15 protein-coding genes are annotated in these 14,806 nt (G+C 61.2%); 4 read left to right on the forward strand and 11 right to left on the reverse strand.

Features of this window, described 5'->3' with window-relative positions; translation table 11 throughout:
* Window positions 1-431: 431 nt before the first annotated feature.
* The 5 genes from AAFO90_RS18325 to AAFO90_RS18345 form a co-directional block, all read right to left on the reverse strand.
* Window positions 432-1,070: an aspartate/glutamate racemase family protein gene (locus AAFO90_RS18325; protein ID WP_347510298.1), complete on the reverse strand. Its 639-nt coding sequence runs from the start codon at window positions 1,068-1,070 to the stop codon at window positions 432-434.
* 3 nt (window positions 1,071-1,073) lie between these two features.
* Window positions 1,074-1,910: an ABC transporter permease gene (locus AAFO90_RS18330; protein WP_347510299.1), complete on the reverse strand. Its 837-nt coding sequence runs from the start codon at window positions 1,908-1,910 to the stop codon at window positions 1,074-1,076.
* A 3-nt stretch (window positions 1,911-1,913) separates the two neighbouring features.
* A complete protein-coding gene (locus AAFO90_RS18335) occupies window positions 1,914-2,762 on the reverse strand; it encodes an ABC transporter permease (RefSeq protein WP_065271181.1) in 849 nt (282 codons plus the stop codon).
* Window positions 2,763-2,833: 71 nt separating this feature from the next.
* The gene (locus AAFO90_RS18340; protein ID WP_274829808.1) at window positions 2,834-4,099 is read right to left on the reverse strand and encodes a PotD/PotF family extracellular solute-binding protein; all 1,266 of its coding nucleotides are present in this window, start codon (window positions 4,097-4,099) and stop codon (window positions 2,834-2,836) included.
* A 57-nt stretch (window positions 4,100-4,156) separates the two neighbouring features.
* Complete coding sequence (locus AAFO90_RS18345) at window positions 4,157-5,140, reverse strand: ABC transporter ATP-binding protein (RefSeq protein ID WP_347510300.1); 984 nt, start codon at window positions 5,138-5,140, stop codon at window positions 4,157-4,159.
* A gap of 237 nt (window positions 5,141-5,377) precedes the next feature.
* Between AAFO90_RS18345 and AAFO90_RS18350 the strand changes: the two genes are divergently transcribed.
* The 3 genes from AAFO90_RS18350 (at window position 5,378) to AAFO90_RS18360 (ending at window position 7,773) form a co-directional block, all read left to right on the forward strand.
* On the forward strand, window positions 5,378-6,088 hold the full coding sequence (locus AAFO90_RS18350; RefSeq protein ID WP_274837389.1) for a GntR family transcriptional regulator: 711 nt from the start codon (window positions 5,378-5,380) through the stop codon (window positions 6,086-6,088).
* Window positions 6,089-6,194: 106 nt separating this feature from the next.
* Entirely contained in the window at window positions 6,195-7,268 is a 1,074-nt protein-coding gene (locus tag AAFO90_RS18355) for an ABC transporter ATP-binding protein (protein WP_347510301.1), read from the forward strand.
* On the forward strand, window positions 7,255-7,773 hold the full coding sequence (locus AAFO90_RS18360) for an HD domain-containing protein (RefSeq protein WP_347510302.1): 519 nt from the start codon (window positions 7,255-7,257) through the stop codon (window positions 7,771-7,773). The genes AAFO90_RS18355 and AAFO90_RS18360 overlap by 14 nt, the downstream gene beginning before the upstream one ends.
* A 13-nt stretch (window positions 7,774-7,786) precedes the next feature.
* Here AAFO90_RS18360 and AAFO90_RS18365 read toward each other — a convergent pair whose 3' ends face one another.
* From AAFO90_RS18365 to AAFO90_RS18390, 6 genes are all read right to left on the reverse strand, one after another.
* Window positions 7,787-9,496 carry an iron ABC transporter permease gene (locus tag AAFO90_RS18365; RefSeq protein ID WP_347510303.1) on the reverse strand — a complete coding sequence of 570 codons (1,710 nt, stop codon included), beginning with the start codon at window positions 9,494-9,496 and terminating at the stop codon, window positions 7,787-7,789.
* Window positions 9,497-9,499: 3 nt separating this feature from the next.
* Window positions 9,500-10,477 carry an ABC transporter substrate-binding protein gene (locus AAFO90_RS18370; protein WP_347510304.1) on the reverse strand — a complete coding sequence of 326 codons (978 nt, stop codon included), beginning with the start codon at window positions 10,475-10,477 and terminating at the stop codon, window positions 9,500-9,502.
* 227 nt (window positions 10,478-10,704) lie between these two features.
* Window positions 10,705-11,505: an ABC transporter permease gene (locus AAFO90_RS18375; RefSeq protein WP_274830610.1), complete on the reverse strand. Its 801-nt coding sequence runs from the start codon at window positions 11,503-11,505 to the stop codon at window positions 10,705-10,707.
* On the reverse strand, window positions 11,498-12,265 hold the full coding sequence (locus tag AAFO90_RS18380) for an ABC transporter ATP-binding protein (protein ID WP_274830611.1): 768 nt from the start codon (window positions 12,263-12,265) through the stop codon (window positions 11,498-11,500). Before AAFO90_RS18380 ends, AAFO90_RS18375 begins: the two co-directional genes overlap by 8 nt.
* A 78-nt stretch (window positions 12,266-12,343) precedes the next feature.
* Complete coding sequence (locus tag AAFO90_RS18385; protein WP_274830612.1) at window positions 12,344-13,357, reverse strand: ABC transporter substrate-binding protein; 1,014 nt, start codon at window positions 13,355-13,357, stop codon at window positions 12,344-12,346.
* Between the two features lie 25 nt (window positions 13,358-13,382).
* Window positions 13,383-14,048 (reverse strand): GntR family transcriptional regulator, encoded by a 666-nt coding sequence (locus AAFO90_RS18390; protein ID WP_065272374.1) that lies wholly within the window; start codon window positions 14,046-14,048, stop codon window positions 13,383-13,385.
* 318 nt (window positions 14,049-14,366) lie between these two features.
* Between AAFO90_RS18390 and AAFO90_RS18395 the strand changes: the two genes are divergently transcribed.
* Window positions 14,367-14,636, forward strand: a complete 270-nt coding sequence (locus tag AAFO90_RS18395; protein ID WP_347510305.1) for a glutaredoxin — start codon at window positions 14,367-14,369, stop codon at window positions 14,634-14,636.
* Window positions 14,637-14,806 lie beyond the last annotated feature (170 nt).

A 14,806-nucleotide genomic window follows, 5' to 3' on the forward strand; every position in this document is an offset into this window, starting at 1 on the left:
GGATGAGAGCATGATAACCATCGGTTCGGCCTACCGTCTCCAGCGCCTGTACAGGCTACATCTTTGACCATCCCGTGTCAGCGGGGTAGTCTCATAGTGTCAGGAAACATGAAAACGCTCATGAGAAACGTAAGCACAAGCACTTGATCAGCGGGCATAAAATTTACCGCTGGAAGAACGCAAACAAGGTACGACCCACTAAGTCGATGGTGCCTCCATGCTCGCCGTGGCAGACATCGAGACCATCGTCACGAGCAGTCCGATGGTTTGATCGACTGGGGAACCGCCGGAGATTGGGAGGAAGCTGCCAGCATTCTCCTTTTTTGCCTCGAATATGAGCTGGGGAACCAAACCGCCCGAACAGACCTCAATATATTTAATATCAATACCCTACCGGAACGGATTGAAAATCACCGCCCGAACTACACAGATCAGGCGACCAATGCCCGACTGAGTTTTGCCGCCGCGGTAACACCATCGATGACATTCAGCCCGGGGAGTTCCTCCAAATGACCGGTAACCGACACCGCACCAGCACATCCGATGATCACATTCGCCGTGTCGGGCGGAAGGTTGCGGGCTGCGGCGGCGAAGGCTGCGGCGGCCTCAACCGGGTCATTTTCGAGCAGAAGCACGGGGACATTTGCCGCCATGATCGTACCAATGCGTGCGGCATGCCCCTGCGCGCTTATATTGGCCTCGATCACCGGTACGGCAGCCTGCACCGTGGTGATCACCGCTGTCGGCCCGCCGATCAGCTCAGCCATGACATAGCTGGCCTGCCCAATCCCGAGCACCGGACAGGTGGCAAGCTGGCGAGCTTCGTCCAGTCCGGTATCGTCGAAACAGGCGATCACGATGGCCCGCGCGCCCGCGTCCGATGCCTTGCGGACCAACTCCAGCAGCGGCGGCACTGCCTGCGCGCCATCCTCGGGGCCTTCGATGGCGGGCGGGCCCTCGACCGAGGTCCATCCTTCGAACCGGATATCCGGCGCGGTGCGGCGGGCGGCGGCCAGGATGCTGGCGGTCATGGCTTCGGTGCTGTTGGGATTGATCACGATCACCGGCATCGCTCAGACCATCCCCTTGCCCGCATCGGATCCGCGATCCTTCTTGCGCGCCATCAGCCAGACGGTCAGGAAGAAAACCCCAATCACCACCAGCGAAAACCCCGTGGTCAAGGTGCCAAGGGCAAAGATTACCGGGGTGGTCACATTGGTGGTCATGCCAAAGATTTCCAGCGGCAGGGTGTTGTAGCTGCCCGCCGTCATCAGGGTGCGGGCGAATTCATCATAGCTGAGCGTGAAGCCGAACAGGGCCACCCCCAGCAAGGACGGCGCGATGATCGGCAGGACGACATGGGCAAAGGTCTGCCAGGCAGTCGCACCGAGATCGCGGGCGGCTTCCTCATAGCTTTTGTCGAAACGGTTGAAGACGGCGAACATGATCAGCAGGCCAAAGGGCAGCGTCCAGGTCAGCTGGCTGCCATAGCCAGAACTCGCCCAATGTATCGGCAGGCCCAACTGGTTGAAGATCAGCCCCACCCCCAGGGACACCAGAATCGACGGGATCACCAGCGAGGTGACGGCAAGGTAGAACAGCAGACCCGAGCCCGCGAAACGCTTGCGAAAGGCAAGGCCGCCCAGAACCGAGACCACAACGGTTGTCACCATGACCATCAGCCCCAGCGCAAAGGAACGGCGGAAGCTCCCCCAGATATCGCCCACGGCCTGTTCCTGAAACAGATCGCGGAACCAATAGAGCGACACGCCGTTCATCGGGAATGTCAGCCCGCCCTGCGGCCCTTGAAAGCTGAGGATGCCAATGGTCAGAATCGGCCCGTAGAGGAAGAGCACGAAGAGACCGAAAAAGGCGGCGAGGATGTAAAAGGACCGGCTGCGCGTTTCCATCGATCAAAGCTCCTTGCGAATATCGACCAGCCGCAAGAGCAGCGCGATCACGATCAGAACGGTGCACAGCAGCACCACTGCCGTGGCCGAGGCCGAAGGGTATTGCAGCAGGCTGATGTCATTTGAGATCAGCCGCCCGACGTTGGCGCGTTGCGATCCGGACATGAACCGCACGGTGATGAAATCGCCCATCACCAGGGTTGAGACAAAGATCGTCCCGATCATGATCCCGGGTTTGCACAGGGGCACGATCACCGTCCACAGGGTCTGCAGACCGCTGGCACCGCAATCGCGGGCGGCCTCCAGCAGGGAGCGGTCGATGCGCATCATCGAATTGAAGATCGGCACCACCATGAACAGGGTGTAAAGGTGCACAAAGGCCAGAACGACGCTGAAATCACTGAACAGCAGCCACTCCAACGGCTCGTCTATGACGCCCCAGCTGATCAGCGCCGAGTTGGCCAGCCCGTTGCGGCCCAGGAAGGGAATCCAGCTGATCATCCGGATGATGTTCGAGGTCCAGAACGGGATCGTGCAGAGCAGGAACAGCCCGATCTGCCATTTCAGGCTGCGCACCTCGAAGGCCAGGAAATAGGCAACGGTAAAGCCGATCACCAGCGTCAGCGCCCAGGTCAGCAGGGCATATTTGAAGGTGTTGAAAAACACCGTATAGGTGACCGGCGATCCGAACAGGAATTCGTAATTGTCGAACTGGAACGCCGGGTAGATCGAATATTCCGTCGCGCCCCAAAAGCTGACGATCACGATCATGATGATGGGCGCCACCAGAAAACCAAGCAACACCAACGCCATCGGCGCGGCCTGGATCCATGCGATGATCTGTCTGCTCATATCCGGGGTCCGGTCCTTGATGAAATGCAGGAAGTGGTTGCGGGGGCAGAGGTGCCCCCACAGGTGTTGCGTCAGGCCGCGATGAATTCGTTCCACTTGCGGACCATGTACTGGTTTTCCTCCATGACGGAGTTCCAGCAGGCCACTGCGCCCATGCGGTCATAAAAGGAGCCGCCGTCGCGCACTTCGCCCGCTCCGGCCAGCTTGTCTCCAAAGGGCGAGGTGATGATGTCGGTGCTTTCCTTGCCTTCGAACCAGTAGCCCCACTCGTTTTCGGACATGAAGTTCTTTGAGGTCTCCGGCACCGCCGAATAATAGCCCTGACGCATCAGGAAGCCGCCGACCCAGCCGCTGAGATACCAGTTGATGTATTCATAGGCCGCATCCAGCTCCATGCCGGACAGGGAGGCCGACAGGCCGATGCCACCGCCCCAGCTGCGATAGCCTTCTTTGAGGGGCTGATAAACGCAGTCGATCCCGCGCGAACGAACCGCAGTGATGGCCGGCGACCACATTGACTGGATCACTACCTCACCCGAGGCCATCAGGTTGACGCTTTCGTCGAAGGTCTTCCAGAACGCACGGAACTGGCCGTTCTTCTTTGCTTCGGTGAAGATCGCGATGGTCTTGTCGATCTCTTCGCGGGTCATGTTGCCCTTGTCGCCATAGCTGATTTCGCCCATCGCCTCGCAGACCATGGCCATATCCATGATGCCGATCGAGGAGATATCGAGGATCGAGGCCTTGCCCTTGAACTCGGGGTTCAGCAGCTCGGACCAGCTTTCGATCGGACGGCCAATCAGATCAGGACGGATACCCAGCGTGTCGGCGTTGTAGATCGTTGGGATCAGCGTCATCCAGCCGGATTCGCTATCGACGAAATCGGTGCCGCCCGGACCATCAACGAAACCGACAGTATGCGGCGCGGTGCCTTGCGCAATCTCGCTGTCGGGTGTCAGTTTACCGTCGCGGAAGATGCCGACGATCTTGTCGTAATTGGTGATTTTGGAGGCGTCCATGGCCTGAAGGTTGCCGGTCGGCCAGACCTTCTTGCAGACGAAATACTCGATATCGGCAATATCAAAACTGTCCGGCTGGGTGGCAGCGCGCTGGGTGACGCTGTCGGTGTCCAGCGCGGTCATTTCCAGCGTGATGCCGAGGTCCTCTTTGACCTTGGTCGCCACTTCATTGAGGTTGGACACGCCGGTGCCGAACTGGCGCAGGGTGATGTTCTTACTCTCCTGCCCCCAGACCATCGGCGCCGGAAGCGCAGAGGCCGCGAGCGCCGCGCCACCCGTCTTCAGCAATGCCCGGCGGCTATAGCGAATTTTCGAAATTGTCGTCATGGTCGTTCCCTCTCTGTTATGCGTTTTGCGTTATTTGCGTTGGGTTGTTCATGCGGAGAGCGGGTGCGCGACCCGGTCCTCCCAGTCGAGGCCGATGACCTCTCCCAGATCCTTCGGGGTTTGCAGGAAATCCGTGTCCGGCATCAGCGCCGTGACATCCTGACCGCCCGCGACCTCGGCCGTCAGCGCGACATGGGTTCCCTGGTATTCGATCCCGGTGACCCGCCCGTCGATGCGCCCTGCCTGGACGGCGGTAACCGTCATTTCATCCGTGCGTAGCGCAATATTGCCCTGCGGCAGGTTCAACACGTTGTGCCCGCCCATGAAGCGCGCCACGAAAGCGGTCTTGGGGCGGTTGAAGACATCGCGCGCCGGGCCTGCCTGTTCGATGCGGGAATCGTTCATGACGATGATCTCATCGGCCAGCGCCAGCGCCTCGTCCTGACCGTGGGTGACATGGATGAAGCTGATGCCCAATTCGCGTTGCAGCCGTTTCAGCTCGGCCCGCATGCGGATGCGCAGGAACGGATCCAGCGCCGAGAGCGGCTCATCCAGCAGCAACACCTGTGGACGGGTGATCAGGGCACGGGCCAGCGCGACACGTTGCTGCTGCCCGCCCGAAAGCTGATCCGGCTTGCGGTCTGCCAGCGCAGTCATCTCGACGAGCTCCAGCATATCATCGGCGCGCTTGTCCCGGGTGGGTTTCTCAATGCCTGCCATGCGCAGGCTGAAAGAGACGTTGTCGCGCACGCTGAGATGGGGAAACAAGGCGTAGTTCTGGAACATCATCGCCGTGCCCCGCCGCGCCGGGGGCAGATGTGAAACATCCCGCCCCGCCAGCACGATCGATCCATCGCTGACCGTTTCGTGCCCGGCGATCATGCGCAGGGTCGAGGATTTCCCACAACCCGAAGGCCCCAAAAGGCAGGCATAGACCCCTGCCTTGAAACGATGCGCGATGGCATCGACCGCAACGGTTCCGCCGTAGCGTTTGGTCAGCGCAACAAGTTCAAGATCAGCGTGTCCGGTCATCTGCGTCCCCAGCGTTCAGTTGCAGCCAGAAAGGCCGAAGCTGGACGCATTGCGCAAAGCCTACCGGTCACGGAAAGGGCCGATTCTCGCAATTGCCTGTAATCTGACCGCAGTTGTGCGGGCTTTGGTCAAATATTGCGCACAATATTGTATACAATCATCCGATATGCCGTATTCGATATGACTTCATCTTGTTATGGAATCCGCCAGCCCTCATGTCTGTGGCAGGAGCACCCCATGACGCGATTCGTAGACAAACCCGATTTTATCCAACCCGCTGTGAACGGCCCCTCGGCCCATCTCGTGGCCTCTCTCAGCCAGGCGATACATGAGCATCGCCTTCTGCCTGGCACCAAACTGGGCGAGGATGAGCTGAGTGAGATCTACAATGTCTCGCGCACCGTGGTGCGCAGCGCGCTTCAGGCGCTGTCGCATGTGGAACTGGTCGAATTGAAACGCAACCGCGGCGCCTTTGTCTCGCAGCCAACCGTGCGCGAGGCGCGCGAAGTTTTCGAGGCGCGCGCCCTTCTGGAACCGCGCACCGCCCATTCGGCTGCAGAGCGCATGACGCCCGAGGACGTAGCCCGGCTGGAGGCGCATATCGCCGCCGAACACGAGGCCCTGGCCGAGGGCGAGGTCGGCAAGGCCCTGCGTCTGTCGGGGCATTTCCATATCGAGATTTCGCGCATCGCCGACCAATCCACAATCGCGGGCTTTATCGAGCGGCTGGTGGCGCGCTCTTCACTGATCATCGCGCTTTACTGGAAACGGCAAAGAGCCTTGTGTGAAAAGCACGCGCATCACGCGCTGGTCGATGCCTTCCGGCGGGGGGACGGTCAGGACGCCGAAGAGCTGATGAAAAGCCATCTGCTGGATATCGTTTCGGGGCTCGACCTCAGCGAGACGCCCAAGCCGACCGGAAGCCTGAAAGAGATCCTGAAGGGCTGAGCCCCCACCCCGCATCCGGTATGGAAACGCGCCCTGTCATAAAACGGTTACCCCAGCCGACCATGTAGCCCGGACAGGTGAACTCTTGATTCCCGAAAGGCGACGGATGGCAGGCGGAATACAGGTCAATTCGATTGGCAAGGCCTACGCGGGCAAACCTGCCGTCGATGGCGTTTCCTTCGACATTGCCCAGCATGAATTCTTTGTCATCGTCGGGCAGTCCGGTTGCGGCAAAAGCACGCTTCTGCGGCTGATCGCCGGACTGGAAACCCCGGATCGGGGCGAAATCCGGCTGCACGGGGATCTGGTTGCCGGGGACGGGACCATGGTGCCACCGGAACAGCGCGGCACGGGTTTCGTGTTTCAGTCCTACGCGCTCTGGCCGCATATGACGGTGCGGGGCAATGTTGCCTTTCCGCTGGAAGCCGCGGGCATGTCCCGCAAACAAGCCGCCCGGTTGGCCGAACCACACCTGGAAACGGTGGCCATGCAGGCGCTGGCAGATCGCAAACCCGAAGCCCTGTCCGGCGGTCAACGGCAGCGGGTCGCGCTGGCGCGCTGCCTTGCCGGAGGCGCCAACACCGTTCTGATGGACGAACCGCTTGCCAATCTGGACCCGCACCTGCGCGGCACCATGGAGAAGGAACTGCTGCGGTTCCACCGCTCTTCGGGGGCCACCACCATCTACATCACCCATGATCAGCGCGAAGCCATGGCACTGGCCGACAGGATGGCGGTGATGCAGGACGGTCGCTTCCTGCAGATCGGCACCCCGCAAGAGATCTACGACCGCCCGGCCTGCCCCGAGGTCGCGCGTTTCATCGGTCAGGGCGCGGTGGTGCCCGTCACCTATCATAATGGCAGCGCCGAACTGGCCGGGTATCGCTTCCCTGCCTCCGCCCTGCCCTGCCACCCGAATGGCCCGGCGCAGGCCTTGTTGCGGCCCGAAGGGATCAGAATCCTGCCGGATGCAGGCAAAGACGGCTTGCAGGGCACGGTCCGCAGTATCCTTTACCGCGGCGGCATATGGGACGCAGAGGTTGAAATCGCCGGGGGCGCGCTGTTGTCGCTGACACATGGTACGGCGCTGCACATCGGCCAGCCCCTGTCGCTCGCCGTCGATCAAGCCTGGGTGCTGCCGCAAATGCAAACCCGTGGAGAGCCGGATGAGACGGCCTGAAGACTGGTTCACGCCGGACAATGACCGGCTGGCCCACATCCAGCAGGTGATCAGGACAGCCCAGGCGATTGAGGCGCGGCGCTCCTTCTCTGGTCGCCTGATCGCCGCTGCCACCTATCACGACATCGGTTATGCACCCTCTCTGGCCACAACCGGATTCCACCCCGTCGACGGCGCCGAGATTGCCCCCAAGGATGGGTTTGATGGCGAAATCGTCGACGCGGTGCTGCATCATTCCGGCGCGCGCGGACTGGCCAGCCGCAGCAGACCAGGTCTGATGCATATGTACGGCCCGGACTGCCGAATGACTGAAACCGCGCTCAGCCGCGCGCTGACCTTTTGCGACAACCGCTCCGGCCCCAGGGGCGAAAGCCTCAGCCTCGCCGCGCGGATTGCCGACATTCGGGTCCGCCACGCGGGCAACGCGGCCATTCTGGACACTACAGAAGCCTACCTTCCGGTTTTCGAAGCCATCGACGCTGAATTCACCCCGCTGCTCGACTGATTCCCGGGTCCGGTCAGATGCGCCAAGGCACCACGCCACGCGGAGCGTTTTTGCCGAGCCGGTCCAACGCCACCATCAGCGCGACCGTCGCCACAATCGTGACGCTTGCCATGGCCGCCGCCAGGGTGGTGTAGCCGCCATCCTCGTAATTGTAGATCGTTGTGCCGATGGTTTCATTGCCCGAGGACCACAGCAAGGCCGAAACCGTCACCTCGTTATAAGCCGTCAGGAACACCAGGATCGCGCCAGAGGCCGCTGCCGGTGCGATTAGCGGCACAAAGACGCGGCGCATCCGGAATATATAACCGCCGCCAGCGATGCGGGCGGCCTCTTCCAGCGCCGGATCAAGCTGCACGAAGGCGGCACTGACCGGCTTCAACCCGACGGAAAAGAACGCGCAAAGATACGCAAGAAAGATGATCCCTAGGGTGTTGTAGAGCGCGATGTTCAGAACCGGCAGCGGCTTCAGGAAGGCAAGGATGAAAGCGATCGAGATCACCAACCCCGGAATGGCATAGGTCATCTCGGCCAGGGTAGCGATGCCCATCCCGGTACGCCGCGTGGCGCCCCTGCGCGAAGCCATGAACCGCGCCACGAAAATGCAGCCCACGGAAATCACAACGGCGGCGACACCTGCGCTGAGGGAGGAGTTCAGAAACGCCCGCGCCGTGACAGCCTGCCGGAACAGAACCTCGGTGAAATTGTCCAGCGTGATGGTCTCTGCATTCAGCGGCAGCCCGTAGGTGCGCACCAGAGCGGTCGCCAGCAGCGCCGAAACCGGCAGCACCAGCGTCGCAAAGACCAGCCCCGCCAGTGCGCCTTCGGCCCAGATCCGCAGCCGGCCCAATCGGATCTGCAGTGGCGGTTGCGGCGGCCCGATCAGCGTGTTGCGGGTGCGGCGCAGCAAGAGCGTCTGAACGAGAATGACCGTCACCGCCAGCACCGCCAGAAGGGAGGCGATCACCGCAACATCAGTCAGAACCGAAGGTCCGAAGCTGGCCAGCCTCTGCCAGATCAGCACTGGCATCGTGATGTAGCGGGCCGGAATGCCCAGCAGCGCCTGAATGCCGAAATTCCCCAACGCCGAGACAAAGGCCAGCGCGTAGGCTGCGATCAGCGTCGGTGCCAGCAAGGGCAGAATGATCCGCCGCAACAGCCCCATACTGCGGGCCCCGGCGATCCGTGCGGCATCGCTCATTTCCCGCGGCAGGCTGCGCAGGGCCGCCAGCACCACCAGAAAAACCAGCGGCGTGTGCTGCACGCCCAGAAGGAAGACGAGGCCCCCCTTTGAATAGAGCGGATGGGTTGCGCCGAGTTCAGGCGCCATGCCCAGACTGCGCAGGATCGGCGATGATGGCCCCATCGCTTGTATCCAGGCAATCGCGGTCACATGCGGCGGCACCATCATCGGGATCAGCAGCAGGAAGGTGAACGCCCCCTTCCAGCGGATATCCGTCAGCCCCATGACCAGCGCGATCCCCGTTCCCGCAACCAGTGACAGCAATGAGGAGAAAAAGGCGCTTTCCAGAGAATGGGAGAAGGCGCGCAAGACCGAGCGGGACCCAAGGGCCTCCAGCAGCGGTGCAAGGCTGAGCATGCCGTCCTGCGTTATCCCGACGCGCGCCAATAGGCTGAGGGGATAGACCAGAACCAACAAGGCAAAAAGCACCGCAGCGGCAAGGGCCAGCCCCTCTCCGCTGCGGAAATAATTCAATCGGGACAAGGGTTAGCCGCCGAAAATCTCGGTAAACTTCATCTTGCTCTCGGTGTCTTCAGCCAGTGCCTTGGCCGGGTCAAATTCGAGCAGCTTGATATCGGGCAGCGCCGGGAAACCTTCCGGCGGGGTAATGCCGGGATGCGCGGGCAGATACCCCATGTCCGATGCCATCTGCTGGCCTTCCTCGGAGATCAGGAAGTCGACAAAGGCCTTGGCCGCGTCGGGGTTCTTGGCAGTCGACAGGATCGCGGCCGGTTCGGTTACGGCCGACACGCCCTCCTCGGGGAAGACGAACTCAACCGGGGCACCGGCCAGCTTGTTGCGGATCGGCAGGAAATCGACAACAAAGCCATAAAGCTTCTCACCACCGGCGATGGCCTTGTAGGTGCCGCCATTGCCACCCTTGGGGTTGGCACCCTGTGCCGCGAGGCCTTCGTAAAAGTCCCAGCCAAGATCGGGGTTGCTGGTGATCGCGGCCATGTGAATGGTCGCGGCGCCGCTGGTCAGCGGCGAAGGCATCGCCAGCTTGTCCTTGGCTTCGGGCTTCAGGAGGTCGGCATAGGACGTCGGCACCATTTCAGCGCCGGTGTTGTAGACGATCCCGGTGGTGATCAGCTTGGTGGAGAAATAATGCCCTTCCAGATCCATCAGCGCCGGATCATAGGCCGAAGTGTCTGCCTCGGGGTAGGCCATCAGGCGTCCTTCAGCCTCCAGCCCCTCCATTGTGACCATATCGGCGATCAGCAGCACATCGGGCTGCGGCGCACCGGCCGCGAACTCTGCCCGCAGCTTGGCCATGATCTTGGTGGTTCCATCGCGGATCCATTCGACCTCGATGTCGGGGTATTTGGCTTGAAATGCATCGACGGTCTGCTGGGCATCGGCGTTGGGCTGTGAGGTATAGACCACCAGCTTGCCCGACACATCGGCGGCAAACGCAGAGGTGGACAACAAGGCGGCGGCAAGCGCGGAAAGAGCGAAACGCATGAGAGTCTCCGTGGAGTGGTTACGATTGCTCACCGGGCTAGCAGCGCCGTGTAACAACATTCCAACGGAAGGCTTCAAAGACCAATATATTCGGCTGCGCTACAGGACTGCGGCTGCGCCCCGCCCTGTAGCGCAGCAGTTTTGACGCGCGGGGCTCTCCCTCCGGACCGGCCTCATCTGGCGAGAGCTGCGGGCCTATTGGCCATGTGGGTATCAGGGTTTTGCCATCATGTCCGCCACCCCAGCAGGCGCCGTTCGATAAACCCGATCACTGCGCTGGTGATGACGCCCAGAAGCGACAGGATCACCACGCCAGCGAACAGCCGTTCCAGATCATAAAGCGAGCCCGCTTCGAGGATATAGGCCCCGATGCCATATTCCGCACCCAGCATTTCTGCCGCGACCAGAAGGATGATGGCGATGGCAAGGCTGATGCGAAGACCGGACAGGATCCCCGGCATGGCGCCCGGCAGGACGATCTTGCGCACGATGGACCACCACGACAGGCCAAAGCTTTGCCCCATGCGGATCAGCGTGCGGTCGACGTTGTCGACCGCGCTGTAGGTAGCCACCACCGTAGGGGTGAAGGTACCAAAGGCGATCAGCGCATATTTCGATCCCTCGCCAATCCCGAACCAGATCACGAACAGCGGCAACAGCGCGATTTTCGGAATGGGGAATATGGCCGCAACCAGCGGCACCAGCCCGGAGCGGATGTAGGAAAACAGGCCGATCAGCACCCCGATACAGATACCTAGGCAGGCGCCGATGGCAGCGCCAACCGCCAGCCGGGTCAGCGACGGGCCAAGGTGTTTGAACAGCATGCCGCTGTCATACAGCTCCCGGAAGGTATCCAGAACGTCCGAGGGGCGCGGCAGGGTCAGGGCGGAAATCCAACCCGTGCGGGTGCCCCATTCCGCCAGCAGGATCAGGGCGACAAAAACGGCCACGCCGACCCAGCGACGTGAGTGCGGCGCAAAACCACCGCCCCGGAATGCGACGGGTTTTTCTTGTGTCATGTCAGACATGGATCAGCTCCGCATCTGCAGCCCGCGCCTCTTCGCGCATCAGCTGCCACAGGTGTTTCTGGTGGGCATCAAGATCAGCATCGCCAAAGGCGCGCTCGGAAAGGGGTTTGTCGATTTCGACGATCTCCCGGATCTGGCCGGGGCGGCGCGACAGAACCACGACCTTGTGGCCAAGTCGGACCGCTTCGGCCAAGTTGTGCGTCACGTAGACGGCAGTGAACGGCTGGCGCATCCAGAGATCGACAAGATCGTCCATCAACAATTCACGGGTCTGGCTGTCGAGCGCAGACAGAGGTTCATCCATCAGCATCACGGCGGGCTTCACCGCAAGGGCACGTGCGATTGCGACGCGTTGCTTCATGCCGCCCGACAGTTGCTTGGGCAGGGCCTGGGCGAAATCGCTGAGCTTGGTGCGGGCCAGCACATCGTCGATAATCCGCTTTGCCTCGGCGCCCTTGATGCCGTGGTCCTCCAGCACCAGCGAGATATTCCCCGAGACGCTGCGCCACGGCAGCAGGGCGAAATCCTGAAAGATATAGGTGAGCGGGTTCAGGCACCCCTCGGGCGGTGTGCCCAGTTGCAGAACCTGGCCCTTACTGGGGCGCTCAAGCCCGCCGATAAAGCGCAAGAGGGTGGATTTACCGCATCCCGACGGTCCCACGATGCAAACGATCTGCCCGTCCGCGATGTCGAGAGAGATATCCCGCATAACTTCGAAATCGTTATAGGAATGGCTGATGCCGTCCAGACGGATGTCCATGCGCTGTCCTTTGACTACAGGAGAAGGACGGGCGCCCCGCAAAAAGCAAGGCGCCCGGAAGAACGTACAAGGCGTGGCTTAGGCGCCCAGCGTTTTGACGTAGGAATCGTCGACCAGCGTGTCGAGCGTGATATCGCCATCGACAAGACCCTCGGACTGGAACCAGCTCAGCTGGTCCTGAACGCTGGCGATATTCAGCGCCGCACCCTGGCTCAGCCGCATGGTACCATTGATGATCGAGGGGGCCGCCTTTTCGCGGGGACGGTCCGTGTAGACGTATTTGTGGATCAGATCGACCATCTCGTCCTGATCTGCGGTGCCATCGATCATGGCTGCGGCATAATCATCGACCCCGCGCGAGAAGCCCTGAAGGAAGCTTTCGGTCAGTCCGCGTTCCTTGGCCGCGTTATTGGCCGAGGTGAAGACAGTGGTCACCTGATAGTCGGGAATGTAGTCCGACACGTTGCCCACCATGTGCCAGGCACCGGCGGCCGCCAGCGGCTTGGCGATATGGGGCACGATGGACCAGCCATCGACCTGGCCCGATTTCATCGCGCCGATGATCGCGCCGACCTTCTGCAGCGGTGTAAAGCTGAGGTTGATGCCTTCGGCAGCGGCCATTTTTGCGCCCATGTAGTGGAAGGACGAGCCGGCCTGCGTGACGGCGTATTTCTTGCCGTCCAGGTCCTTCAGCGTCTTGATACCGGCCTGATAAGAGGCATCCGAGATCAGGTACTTCTGTCCGTCGATGCCGTCCTCTTCGGTCAGGGCGCCGCCGATCACCTTGATCGCGCCCTTGTCCGCGAGGCTGATCAGCCCGCCGGAAATGGCGGTTACGGCATAATCCACATCGCCCGATGCGATGGCCACGGCCATCGGCTGCGCGGCCTGGAAGAACTCCAGTTCCACATCCAGTCCGGCATCCGCGAAATAGCCGCGCTCCTGCGCGATAAAGCTGGCAGAATGCGAGGTGAAGCGCAGCGCGCCCACCTTGATTTTCTTGTTCTGGGCCAGCGCAGGGGCGGCAAGCCCCGTCGCGGCCACGGTTCCGCCCATCAGGGCCAATGCCTTACGGCGATTGAGTTTCATCATGATCTTCCTCCCTTATAGATCAGTGTTACGCCTTCAGATCTGCTCCGATCTCTTCCTTCAGCAGGGCCAAAGCCGTGGTTTCGTCTCTGTCCAGAACCGCATCAAGCAGCGCTTTTTGCCGGGCCTTGCGAGCGGCCCAGTTCAGCTTGCCTTCGCGCAGCAGCGCCAGCCTAAAGCGGCGGCTCTGGTCGAAGAACTTGCGCTGCAAATCGATCAGGCGTGGGCTGTCGCAGGCCGCGATCAATGCCGTGGCAAAGGCGCGGCAGGCATCATCCCATTCCAGCGCCGTCAGATCGTCCGGGGTCGTGGCTACGGCGGCCTCGGCCTTTTGCAGGGCGTGATGGGCGGCAACGACCTGCCCCTCCCAGGCGACATCTCCCAGTGCGATCGCGCGCGACAGGGCGATGCTTTCAATTTCCTGCCGGACAAGTTGAATGTCGCGCAGGTCGTCCTCGGTCGCCGAGGTGACGCGAAACCCGCGCTGCGCGGCGCCTTCGACCAGACCTTCAGAGGACAGGATGCGCAGGGTTTCCCGCATGGAATGGTTGGAGCCACCATAGCGGCTGCGCAGCTCATTCAGCTTCAGCTTCTGATCCGGCAAAAGCGTACCAAAGGCGATGTCCTTGCGCAAAGAGGACGCCAGCAGTTCGACAATGGTACTGTCTTCGTTTTTCTTGCCAGAGAAGATCATTTCGTTCCACACGCGGAAAAATGTTGGATATTTCTAAGAGTGTCCAAGATTACTGTCAACAATCCCCTGCCCCGCAAATCCATGCAGACCTCGCGAGACTGGCAGGGCCACGGACGCCGTTTGGGGCCAGTTCCGGGTGTCGCTGTGACCAACTTTGAACGCCGCCTCAGGTCGGCCTGCTAAACACCGGCCCTCATGACACCTCACCATGCCGGGCAAGCCAGCTTGCATCGGTCCGCCCACGCCAAAGTGATCCAGCCGACCTTGCGCCCGAGATCCCGACATACGAAATCGCCCCAAATAGAAGGATCCGCTCAAATGTCCAAAGCCGTACTTTATCGCATGGATTTGCAAAACTATACTTGTGGCTTCGGCACTGCAGCCCTAGATCTGCTGCGCCGTGAAAAGTTCGAAATCGAGGAGCATATTCTCAGAACACGTCGTGAAACGGATGCCTTCAAAGACAAGCACCACATCACCACGACTCCCCTCATCTTTATCGATGGCGTCAAGATTGGCGGCTTCACCGAGCTGAAGAAACACCTCAAAGCGCAAAAGCCCAAGGCCAAACGCTTCTGGAAACGCTGATCCCGATCCACATCCCCCGCCCGCTGGCGAGGTTAAAGCGGTGGTCAGGGAAAAGGAGTGAATCTGCAACGCAGCATATGCGGGTTCAGTCGCAACTCCGGACCGACAACAGCAATCGCCGCGGCACCAGCGCGGCGATAGGGCCCGAGCGAAGGCCGTCTCCCGACGAA

Source organism: Phaeobacter sp. CAU 1743, assembly GCF_039839315.1.
In the GTDB taxonomy this organism is placed as follows: Bacteria; Pseudomonadota; Alphaproteobacteria; order Rhodobacterales; family Rhodobacteraceae; genus Phycobacter; species Phycobacter gallaeciensis_A.